This window comes from Finegoldia magna, from assembly GCF_018371055.1.
Lineage (GTDB): Bacteria > Bacillota > Clostridia > Tissierellales > Peptoniphilaceae > Finegoldia > Finegoldia magna_I.
Map to the genome: position 1 here is coordinate 1 of NZ_JAGYZD010000029.1, position 12,291 is coordinate 12,291.

General features: G+C 33.2%; 6 protein-coding genes. 2 read left to right on the top strand and 4 right to left on the bottom strand.

The genetic code is table 11. The features are described from left to right. Positions 1–3,020: isoleucine--tRNA ligase (ileS, locus tag KHW44_RS02420; RefSeq protein ID WP_304065523.1), on the bottom strand; the 3,020-nt coding region annotated here is incomplete at its 3' end. A gap of 409 nt (positions 3,021–3,429) precedes the next feature. Here ileS and KHW44_RS02425 point away from each other — a divergent pair. After that, positions 3,430–4,977: a cell wall-binding repeat-containing protein gene (locus KHW44_RS02425; RefSeq protein ID WP_304065526.1), complete on the top strand. Its 1,548-nt coding sequence runs from the start codon at positions 3,430–3,432 to the stop codon at positions 4,975–4,977. Between the two features lie 76 nt (positions 4,978–5,053). Here the strand turns inward: KHW44_RS02425 and KHW44_RS02430 are convergent, their stop codons facing one another. From KHW44_RS02430 to KHW44_RS02440, 3 genes are read right to left on the bottom strand one after another with little or no spacing between them, the layout of a single operon-like run. Then, positions 5,054–6,031, bottom strand: a complete 978-nt coding sequence (locus tag KHW44_RS02430; RefSeq protein ID WP_035109068.1) for a CAMP factor family pore-forming toxin — start codon at positions 6,029–6,031, stop codon at positions 5,054–5,056. Between the two features lie 12 nt (positions 6,032–6,043). Further along, a complete protein-coding gene (locus tag KHW44_RS02435) occupies positions 6,044–7,759 on the bottom strand; it encodes a CAMP factor family pore-forming toxin (protein WP_304065531.1) in 1,716 nt (571 codons plus the stop codon). Positions 7,760–7,815: 56 nt separating this feature from the next. Next, complete coding sequence (locus tag KHW44_RS02440) at positions 7,816–10,182, bottom strand: lectin like domain-containing protein (protein ID WP_304065533.1); 2,367 nt, start codon at positions 10,180–10,182, stop codon at positions 7,816–7,818. Between the two features lie 382 nt (positions 10,183–10,564). Here KHW44_RS02440 and KHW44_RS02445 point away from each other — a divergent pair. Beyond that, a partial coding sequence (locus KHW44_RS02445; RefSeq protein ID WP_304065536.1) for a lectin like domain-containing protein occupies positions 10,565–12,291 on the top strand: 1,727 nt, incomplete at its 3' end.

Below are 12,291 nucleotides of genomic sequence, written 5' to 3' on the forward strand. Positions count from 1 at the left end.
GTTAATGTTTCATCTTTTATGAAGTCTTCATATTGTTCAATTGCTTTTTTAATATCATCTGTTGGCTTGATTTTGATGATGATATTATCTAATACATCAAAGTCATTTGATTTTCTCATTTGTTGAACTTTACTTACAAGCTCACGCGCATATCCTTCCATCAATAATTCATCAGTGATTTCTGTGTCCAAGATTACAAAATAATCTCCTTGCATTGTCACATCGAAGCCTTCTTTGGAGTTGATTCTTACATCAACGTAATCTCTCTTAATGTCGATGTCTTCATCGTCTAATTTAATATTCAAATCTGATTTGTCTAGTTTTGATACGAAATCCTTAGCGTTGATATCTTTCAAATAATTTCCAAAAGATTTGATGTGTTTACCAAGAATACTACCTGCAACTTTGAAGTTAGGTTTTAGTTCGTAATTCATAAATTCGGACAAATCTTTCTTGTATTCGATATCTTTTAAGTTGATTTCTTCTTTGATTAAATCCTTGAACTCTTCAATCTTATCCTTAAATCTTTCATCTAGGACTATTTTCTTCAATGGTTGACGAACTTTAATATTCACTTCTTCACGAGAAGCTCTTGCAAGTGTTACAAAAGTTCTTACCATTTCCATTTTTTCTTCTAATTTATTGTCGATTAAATCTTCATTTACCTTATCGAAATAAGCTAAGTGAACTGATTTTTCGCCAGTTAAATCGTGATACATTTCCTCTGCGATAAATGGAGTAAATGGAGCGATTAATTTAGTAAGTCCAACTAATATTTCGTAAGTTGTGTTGTAAACAGATTTTTTGTCATCATCCATCTCTGTTTTCCAGAATCTTCTTCTGTTACGTCTGATGTACCAGTTTGATAAATCTTCGATTACAAAGTTAGAAATTTCTCTGGCAACTTTTGTATATTCAAATTTATCCATATTTTCGAAGTAGAATTTTTGTAGATTTGTAAACTTAGACAAAATCCATTTGTCTATCACAGCTCTGTCTTTATATTCTACAAAATATTCTGTAGGATCCGTTTCATCAGTTGTCGCATACATTTGGAAGAAGTTGTAAGTGTTTCTGAATGATCTGAAGAATTTGCTTTCTACTTCTTGTAATCCACTTACATCGAATTTTGTTGGAATCCATGGTGGAGATACATAAAGTGAGTAGAATCTAACAACGTCCGCCCCGTATTTATCGAATAATTCTATAGGATCAATTGTGTTACCTCTGGACTTACTCATCTTCTTTCCATCTTTATCCAAGATCAAATCATTTACCAAAACATTTTTGTATGGTGCTTTTCCTGTAATCATTGTAGAAATAGCTAACAATGAATAGAACCATCCACGTGTTTGGTCAATTCCTTCGTTGATAAAATCTGCTGGGAACACTTTATCAAAATCATCTGTATGTTCAAATGGCCAGTGTTGTTGTGCAAAAGGCATAGCTCCAGAGTCAAACCAAACGTCAATGACGTCTTTTTCTCTAGTCATTATTTCGCCACATTCTGGACATCTAATGTGAACATCGTCAACGTATGGTCTGTGAAGTTCGATATTTTCATCTATATCTTCGATAGCTAACTCTTTTAATTCTTTTCTTGAACCAACAGAAATTGTATGATTACATTTATCACATTTCCAAATATTTAATGGAGTTCCCCAGTATCTGTTTCTAGAAATTGCCCAGTCTTTAATATTTTCTAGCCAATTTCCAAATCTTCCTTCTCCAACATGATCTGGATACCAGTTCACACCGTTATTGTTTTCAACTAATTTATCTTTTAATTTGCTAACTTCAATGTACCATGATGGTTTTGAATAATAGATAAGTGGTGTGTGGCATCTCCAGCAGTGAGGATAATTGTGTTCAATTTTTTGTTTCCTAAATAATTTGTTTTCTTCTTTTAATCTTTGTAAAACTTCTGGATCTGTATCCATAACTTGTTGACCATCCCATGGACCGCCAACGAATTTTCCTTCTTCATCAACAGGATTGATTAATGGCAAATCGTATCTTCTTCCTGTTTGATAATCGTCTTCCCCAAAAGCTGGCGCTGTGTGAACAATTCCTGTACCATCTTCAACAGTTACATAATCTGCCAAAGTCACATAAAATGCTTTTTTGTTAACATCATAAATAGGTAAAAGTTGTTCGTATTCCATATACTCCATGTCTTTACCTTTTAATTCTTTGATTAAAGTGTAGTCTTCGCCTTCGTGACCCAACAAATCGTGTGCTTTGTTTTTTGCAAGATATATTTTTTCTCCGTCTTTCTCTGCCAAAATATAGTCAATATCTGGATGTACTGTCAAACAAACATTTGATGGCAATGTCCAAGGAGTTGTAGTCCATGCCAAGAAATATTCATCTGCATCTTTTCTTTTGAATTTAACATATGCTGTTGTAGTTTTGATATTTTCATATCCTTGGGCAACTTCGTGTGATGCAAGACCAGTACCACATCTTGGACAATATGGAAGAATTTTCGCTCCTTCATAAATCAATCCGTCCTTGTACATTTTGTCAAGCAATGCCCATACTGATTCAATGTAATTATTGTCTAAAGTAATATATGGATCATCCATATCCACATTGTATGCCATTCTATCTGACATTTCTTGCCATTTTTCTCTGTAAGAAAATACAGATTTCTTACATTCTTCGTTGAACTTTTCTACTCCGTAATTTTCGATTTCTTTTTTATCGTGAAGACCAAGTTTCTTTTCAACTTCGATCTCAACTGGAAGACCATGAGTATCCCAACCGGCTTTTTTATAAACTTTATATCCTTGCATTGTTTTGTATCTGCAAGTCATATCTTTTAACGTTCTACTAATAACGTGATGAATTCCTGGTTTTCCATTTGCAGTTGGAGGGCCATCGTAAAATACATATCTATTTTCTTCATCTCTACTGTTGTAAGTTTCATTCAAAAGATCAATCTCTTTCCAATACTTACTAGTAGCCTGTTCACGTTCTTTAACTGGTTTCTTAGAAAGTTCCTTAAACTTTTTCATAAACAAATCTCCTTATAAAATAATTAAAAAATCCCTTGGAAAATAAATTCCAAGGGACGAATAAACCGCGGTACCACCCTAATTGTGTTAACCTCTCATTTCTTATAACGTCAAGTAATACGCACAGACCTATTGGATCTGTGAGCTTCTTTCAGATGATTTGAATATTTCTTAATTTATCCCTCTCACCAAACAGGATTCTCTGTAAAATCAATCAAAATATTCCGTTCTGATCACAGCTTTTAATAGAATTATAATATTATATTTTTAATAATTTGTCAAATATTTATGAAAATTATACAAAATTTCACGTACCAATTCATCTAAATTATTTTGCAAATGATATAATGAAATAAACAATTAATGAAATTTACATAAACACTTTAAATTTTAATATTAGGAGGACAAAATGAAAAACTTTAAAAATTTTAAAATCATTGCATTAGCTTTTGTATTATCGGTTTCAATATCACAACCAACATCAGCTATAAAGCAAATCGAAAAAGTTTCAATCGAAGGAAAAAAACGATACGAAACAGCAATACAAATATCCAAAAAATCTTATCCAAGAACATCAGACACAGTTATAATCGTAAATTCAGAAAAAATCGCAGATTCGTTGTCAGTTGGTGTGTTGGCGCATAAAATAAATAGCCCTATACTTTTAACAGATCATGATGAAATTAACCAATCTACTTTAAAAGAAATTCAAAGACTGAAAACAACAAATATTATACTTGTAGGTGGCACTCAAAGTATTTCCAAATCACAAGAAACAAATCTAATAAACCAAGGTTATAAAGTAAGAAGGATTTATGGAAAAGACAGAATAGACACATCATTTTCAATCGCAACAGAACTTTCTAATCTCAACCAAACAAAACAATTTGATAATGCATTTGTGGTTCACGCTACCAAATCAATCGTAGATTCAGCAAGTGTAAGTGCAGCTGCATGTAGTATGAATAGTCCAATTTTATTTGTTGGAAATGACACAAAATCATTTGAAGAAAAATATTCAAACTATACATTCAACAACACGTATTTAATAGGTGGAGCTACAGCAAAATTATCCAAGAATTTTCCAAATTCAAAAATCATTTATGGGAAAAACAGAAATGATACAAGCATGATAATAGCTGACACATTCTTCAAAGATACTAAGTCTGTATTCTTAGCGAAAAACGGAGAACAAAGATTTTCTGAATTGATTGACTGTGTTACAGTAGCACCATTTGCAGCAAATGAAAAATCCCCCATCATTTTTGCATCAACAAAAAACAACTTAACACAATCAGAGAAAAATTTCTTCGACAAATTAAATCCAAATAAAATAACATTAGTCGGTGGTGGTCTTCATCCTAAATTTGACGAAATAATTGGAAAAACTCCACCGAAAAAAGAATATGTATTATTAAATGTATCTCAAATTAACCAAAACAAAGCCGGTTTGCCGATGGGCTGTGAAGCAGCATCACTTCTGCAATGTTTACACTACAAAAACATCAAAACAAACACAAATATCCATCAATTTATAAAAGAAATGCCACTTGCAAAAGACAACAATCCAAATCACGGATTCGCAGGTTCTCCTTTTAATATTGACGAAAGAATTTACCAATCAATATTCCCAGAGCCATTAACAAAATGGGCTAACAAATACGCAACAGCAGAAAATATTTCTGGCAAATCTTCAGAATACATCAGAGAAGAAATCGCAAAAGGAAACCCTGTAATATTCTTTGCTACGTATAAATTCAGAAATCCAACATTCAAAGATTACTTCTGGGGCAAAAATGCACTCTACAACGCACACGTAATGGTAGTAGATGGCTACGACAAAAACAGAATGCACATAGTAGATCCAGCAGAAGATAAACCAAACGGTTATTGGATATCCCGCTCACTTTTTGATAGCAGATACAACATCAAAAAATACGCCGTCGTTGTTAGATAATTTTATAATAGATACAACAAAAGCCACCTTAAGGTGGCTTTTTGTTATTAATCTATTTTTCTAATCTTAATAAATTTTATTCATAGTAAGATTGGAATTGTTGTACTAATTGAGCTGCGATAACACTTGAAGGTCTGATTTTTGCCAATTCTTCTTTTGCACGGTCAATTGCTTTACCAACTTCAACTCTCTTGTCGCCATGTCTTCTAGCTTGGATAGCTTTGTTCATAGCTTCTTTTAATGTTTCGATTTCAGTTTTTGTTGCTCTGTAATCTTCGCTGTTTAATGCTTCGAATACTGCTTGGTCTAATCTGTCGCCTAATTGATAAATTTCAGCTACAGTTGCTTGTGGTCTTAATCTTAAAGCTGTTATTTCACTGATTTCAGCGTTTAATTTTTTGATTACTGCATCAGACATATTTTTCAATTCATGATATTTTAATGATCTAGCTTTTGCTAATTTGTGATCCAAATCAGATCTTACATAGATGTTTGCAGTATCATTTAATCCAGCATCTGGGTAGCTGAGTAATTTTTGTGATAATGCTTCGAATTGTGCCATATAAACTTTCATGTCTTCTACTGTGTGGAATGGAGATGCTGCTATTACAAATCCTCCGAAGATGTATTCAGCGATTTCTGCATGTGCTGCATCTACTTTGTATCTTAATTGAGTTGTAGCAAATCTGATTGCTCTTCCCATTCTTCCTAATAACAATAATCTTTGTGGAATAGATGATAAGTCATAAATATCTGCTACTCCCATTCCTACTGCTGTTTGGTCTATTTTTTCGCTAATTTCAAGAGAAGTTTCGTTGAATTTGTCAACCATTTCTTTTTCGTCTTCTCTTTTAACTTGGATTGAGTTAACTTCGTTTTGAATTGATTTGATTTGTCTTTTGTAAACTTCTGCTTCATCAATTCCTAATTTTTCAGTTTCTTCTGCGCCTTGAACGATTTCAAGTTTATCTTCTTGTGCATAAGATACTGCTGGTGCTACTGTTCCCAATAACATACTAGATAGTAATACTACTGATAATGCTTTTTTTAACATATTTTTCATCTCCTAATAATTTAGTTCAAATGTTTTTACTTGGTCTTTTAATTCGATTTTAACGTTGAAATCTTTAACCCATGTTCCAAATTCAAATCCGTTGTATTTAACTGATGCAACTCCGTTGTTAAAGTAAACGTCTCTTGCGATTGCTTTTTTAGTGTTTGACACTGTTACTTTTGCTGGTCCGTTGTACTTTTTACCGTTTTTAGTTGCTTTGAATTCGATTGAGAATATTCCAGCTTTTCTTTCTGAAGGGTTGATTTCTGTTATTTTATATTCGTCTTTGTCAACTTTTTTGATTACGTTTAGTTTGAATTTATTAGTTACTCCGTTTTTTGTAGTTGCAGTTATTGTAGTTGATCCTTCTGCAACTGCTTCGATTGTTCCTTTTTCATTAACTGTTGCAATAGCTTCGTTGTCTGATTTGTAAGAAACTTGTTTTTCTAATGCATTTTCAGGGAATACAAATGTCTTTGATGCTAAATCAAATGTATCTCCAATTTTTAATGTAGTAGATTTTACTGAGAAACCAATGTTTTTAACTTCATAAATATCTTTTCCAACTGAAGAGTTACCTCCAACTACCCCGCCACCATTTGTATTAGTGTTAAGATATTCTGAGTTTTCTCCAGTGGCTTGTAAGAATGGAATTCCTTCTACGCTGTGACCAGGTTCTACGATATGAAGTTCAAAGTTTGATTTTGCACAACCATCTTTTGAAACTACTGTAATCATCACAGTTCCAGTTCTTAGTGGAATGATTGTTTTTCCAACGACTCTTGCCATGAATGCATTAGATGAGTAGATGAATACTTCTTTGTCTTTAACTTCGTTAGGTCTTACTATTGGGCTGATTGTTGTTGTTTTATTGATTGAGATGGCTCCCATGTTGCCTTCTTTAAATTCGATTTTTTCAGCCTTGATTTTTGGTCCAGTAATTTTTTCCATTGCTGCGTGAAGTTTCTTAACTTGTTCGTCTAATTCACCACATTTTACTGTGATTCTGAATTGCAAACCTACTGTTTTTGAAATTTCTTCACTTAATTCTTTTACGATAAATGAATTACCAAATTTTGTTCTTGAAGCACGTACTTTTTTAGCTTCTCTGATTTCTCTCCAAACTGCAGCTTTTTTGTAAATAGTAGCTATGTCGTTTGGTCCCAAATCAGGATAAGCTAACAATTCTTGTTCCAATTGGTCAAATTTTTGGATGTAATCCATAATTTGAGCTTCACTAGCAAAAGGATTAACAGCATATAATAATCCAGTTATTATATATTCTGTTATTTTAGTGTGAGCTGCTACAACTTTGTTAGATAATTCAGTAGATGCAAATCTGATTGCTCTACCAATTCTAATCATCAATTGTACTCTTACTGGAATTGTAGATAAATCATAGATTGTGTTTTCTAATGCTCCTACAGCTTCTGCACTTCCTACTGCTTGGCGTTGTTTCATTTCAGCTACTTTAATTTCTTTGTCTAAGAAATCATGTGCTTCATAAAACTGATCCATAACTTCCTTGTACTTTTCATCAGCTGGTTCTATGTCTTCAACTGATTTTACAGCTTGTGTCAAACCTTCTTTTAATTCTGAGATTTCAAGTTTAGGTTCTTCTTGTTGTACTTCCAAAGAATCTGCGAAAACTTCACTCAAAGGTGCAACAGCTATAAAAGTCATAGCGAAAACTAAAATCATTGCTAATGATTTCTTTAAATGTTTCATATTTCCCTCCTATGAACTAAATATTTTATTTAACAATCGGCACTACCCGCTATTGATTAAAACCCAAATTTTATGGTCTCTTCGTGATTTCTTATAGTTATAGTCGCTTCGAAATCTTTTCTCCACACTCCAAATTGACCTCCGTGGAATTTAGATTGTGCATGACCTGAATTGAAATATATTGTCCTAGTTAATTTTCTATCGCCACTTTTTACTGTTAGCTTTGCTGGACCAGAATATCCTCTGTCTCCTTCTTTTGCATCTATAAATACAGTGAATATTCCAGCGTGTCTTTTAGATGGTGCAAATTTTTCTACAGTAATTTCGCCTTTTTCTTTTGGTATTACAATTATGGTAATGCTTGTTTGTAATCCTTCTTTTGTTTTAATATCTACCTTTGTTCTTCCGATTTTTTTAGCAGTAATCACTGATTTTGAATCAATGTCAATTATGTCATGGTTACTTATACTAAAATCAAAATTTCTTATAGCAGTTTGTGGATAAGTTAAAATTTTTGAATCCAAATTAAACTTATCGCCTTGTTTGATAGTGACTGATGGAACTGATACTCCCAAACTTCTAATGACTTTAGGATCTAATTTTTGATTATCTATCGGTGGTTTAGGTGGTATTACTGGGATTTCTGTATTATCCGGATCTGTTTTTGGATCATAATCATTATCCCCAATTACCTCAATCATTTTTCTATCAGGAACTCTAATTCCTTCTGGAGCTACCAATAGATTAAATCTTTGTGTAATTTTTCCATCGACTGTTTTTATCAAAATATTTGCATTTCCAACATTTACTGGATATACTGTTCCGTCGTTCTTTACAACTGCAACATTTTTATCCAATGATTCAAAAACAACTGGATCGTTGTTGAATTTTTCTGGTTGAACTGTAGCGTGAAGTTTTCCTTTTTTCTTAACGCTTATGAATCCTTGGCTACCTTCTTTTACAGTGATTGAAGTCGGTTCTTCGATTACTTCATCTGGATCAACTTCCGGAACTGTATCTCTTGGAAGAACTTCACCAGTAGTTCCGATAGCTTTGATACAAGCATTTGCATTTTTAACTTCTTTAGTCAAATCAGTCCATTTTTCACCTTGTGATGAAACATAAGATTGACCTTCTTGAGCTTTTGCTTTTGAAGCATAATCTGCAATCGGCATTTCAATAGGCATTGGATATTTGTAATTAGAAGCTGAAGAATCCATGTACGCTACTATTGCAAACTTTTCTCCCTTTTTTACTTTGATTTGTGTAGTATCCAATGTGTAATATCCAGGATATTCAATTACACCGCTGCCGATTTCTTCTCTTTTGGCTGCCAAATCATCTGTAGATTGCAAATCTCTTACAATGTACAATTTGTATTGTGTATTCATCGCAACTGTGAACAAACCAGCTTGATAAATTGTTTGATCTTCATCAGAAGTAAATACATTCGCAATGTAGCCTTGCATATTGTATCCAACACTTCTTGTTGCTCCGAAATCGTCGTATTGTGAAATTACAGCATTAGGATCTTTTCTTTGAGGAATGAAGACTGCATTGGACTTACCACAGAAACCATCGTAATACGATACGTAATAGTAACCACCATCCATAAAGCTTGTTCCCCAACTATTTTTTACAATCCATGCTCCATCTCCAGGAGCCTTTGCTTGGAATAAATTTTTTGAAAAATTATCATCCCATCCTACTATTGTTCCTGCGTGATCTGCTTTTCCACTTCCAGGATTGTAATAACTTTTAGTTTCTTTCTTTTCGTAATATTTTTGAGAACTTAAAGTTGTGTAGACTCCACCGTATTCCATAATAGCTTGTTTGATAACATTAGTTTCATTTGCATTGTGAACATCTGGAAGATAAATGACTTTATCAAGATCAAAAGCTCTTTTGACATTTGTAGGTGAAACATTGATGTAAGCATCGTAAGGATCGTCCTTTTCTAAAATCGGACCTGTTCCTCTCGCAAGATATGATGTTGCAATATCTCTGTTACCTCCATCATTTGGACCCCAATCGAATCCGTGCATGTTTCTCATGTGTTTTTCACTAAAATCAAATTCTTTGCCAAATAATTTTAAATAAGACTCCATGGAACCATATGTAGCAAATGTCCAGCAAGAACCATTTTGTCCTTGATTTTTGACTGAGGAAACTCTGTTAGTTTTTCTCAAATCATATTTTGCTGGCAATGCCGCTCTGGAAGCTGAACGAACTGAATCGTAAGATGTCTTCAATGGAGATATTATCAATTCGTCATCCTTGGAATTTTCTTTAAAACTATTTTCAACAGGACTTAATTCTAGTTTGGAATTTTTGTTTTCGTCTGCATACGTTGGACCAGTAACCATCATAGATGATATAAGAACTGTTCCTAGTAGTAGACTCAAAATTTTTTTGATTTTCATAACGCCCTCCTATTGAAATATGCTACTAGATTAATAGCCTTAATAAATATACTTTAGTTATCAAAATTATTTAGTAATAGTACATCTATTAATTTAGTTTTCGGTATTTATTGCATTAATTATATCACATAATTTCAAAAAATCTATGTTTTTAATGAAATTTTACATTAATTATTTAAAAATTTACATTAATTAACATTGATTTTAACGTACTACAGTAGAAATGTATAGATAATCACAAAATATGACATTTTATTGAATTTGTTCAAGATATATATTTATTCTTCCAAAAGTAGTATAATATAGTTGTTAATTCTTAATAGTGTTATGTATACTATTTTAATCCTGAATTAATATTTAAAATTATTGCAAGGAGTTGAATATGAAAAGAAAAAATTTATTGCTTTTTATTGCGGTTTTTACGTTGCAATCACTGTTTTCTACAAGTTTTGCAGACAGTCAAAACAAATTTAAATTAAACGATGATTTAACTGTAAAAGAAATCGATTTTTCTGAAGCGCCTCGTAATCCCGCATTTAACAGACAAAAAAGTAGTCCAAAAACCACAAAAAACTACGGTTCAAACGAAGACCCTTTCTTGGTTAACACAAACTACGATTTGTTCAACCAAAAAGAAGACATTCCAAGGCAAAAAGCTTATGGAATTCCAGCAAACTACGATTTACGTCAACACAACAGAGTTACTCCCGTAAAAGCTCAGGGGCCAAACGGATCTTGTTGGGCGTTTGCTACGTATGGTTCTGCAGAATCGAATATGCTTACTAATGGTCAGTTCACAGATTTTTCTGAAAAACATTTGAGAAATACTCATGGTTTTGACTGGGGTCCTGATCAAGGTGGTACAAGAGCAGTTGCTGCAGCTTACTTATCAAGATGGTCTGGTCCTATTTGGGAAAAAGACGATCCTTATTCTGCTTACGATTTTAGTTCTCCTTATAATTTAATTCCAGCGAAGGAATTGAAAGAAGCTTTGTACATTCCAGATGTAAACAATAATCAAGATCGCGACAGATTAAAAAGAGCTATAATGAGATATGGCGCATCTTACACGACTGTAAACGGAGATCCAAGCTTTACCAACTTTTATTCTATGAGTCATTACAATCCTGGTTATGGTTGGCAAAATCACGCCGTAACTATTATTGGTTGGGACGATGATTATTCAAGATATAATTTCGGACTAACTCCACCTGGAGATGGTGCTTGGCTTGTAAAAAATAGTTGGGGCGATCGTTGGGGAAATCAAGGTGGATATTATCACGTATCGTATTATGATGCTCACATTGCCAAAGGAAACTGCATTTTTGTTTTAAAAGAAAAAGATAGAAATAAATCTATCTGGTATTACGACGATTTGGGAATGACTGATAGCATTGGCTACAATCAAACTGGTTGGTTTTCAAATATTTTTGGTCCCGTAAGTAGAACTAGTCAAATCGATGAAGTTGGATTCTTTGTTCCTTCAAATGGAGCCCAATACGAAATTTACGTGAACACAAATATCGGTGGAAACAGCGGATTCAACGATAAAGTTTTAGTTGCACGTGGAACTGTGGAAAACGCGGGATACACTACTGTCAAATTCAATCCACAAAGAATAAATGCCGGAGCTTATTTTGCACCAATTGTAAAACTTACAACTCCTGGTTACAGCTACCCTATTCCAATTGAATCTATGATTTACGGATATTCTTCGAGGGCAAGAGCTGGATATAATCAATCATTTATTTCTAACGATGGATATAATTGGTCTGATCTGGCAAGAAATAGAGCAAACGCAAATGTATGCTTAAAAGCTTTCACCAAACCTTATTCAGGAACCAATGTCGATCCAACACCAGACCCTGATCCAGTGGAACCTACACCTCAACCAGATGTTCCCGAACCAGATCAAGAAATTAGAGTAAATAAAATCACAGTATCCGAAGACAATATTACTTTAAGAGAGGGAGAAGACACACAAATCAACGCAAAAGTTTATCCAGAAAATGCGACAAACAAAGAATTGATGTGGTCATCTTCTAATACAAATGTGTGTGCTGTAGATAATTCTGGATTAATAAGAGCTTTAAATCCTGGACAATGTTA

Bases quoted from the DNA above. Each gene is read 5' to 3' on its own strand.
- KHW44_RS02425 (WP_304065526.1), top strand. From the start codon at position 3,430: ATGAAAAACTTTAAAAATTTTAAAATCATTGCATTAGCTTTTGTATTA.
- KHW44_RS02430 (WP_035109068.1), bottom strand. From the start codon at position 6,031: ATGTTAAAAAAAGCATTATCAGTAGTATTACTATCTAGTATGTTATTG.
- KHW44_RS02435 (WP_304065531.1), bottom strand. From the start codon at position 7,759: ATGAAACATTTAAAGAAATCATTAGCAATGATTTTAGTTTTCGCTATG.
- KHW44_RS02440 (WP_304065533.1), bottom strand. From the start codon at position 10,182: ATGAAAATCAAAAAAATTTTGAGTCTACTACTAGGAACAGTTCTTATA.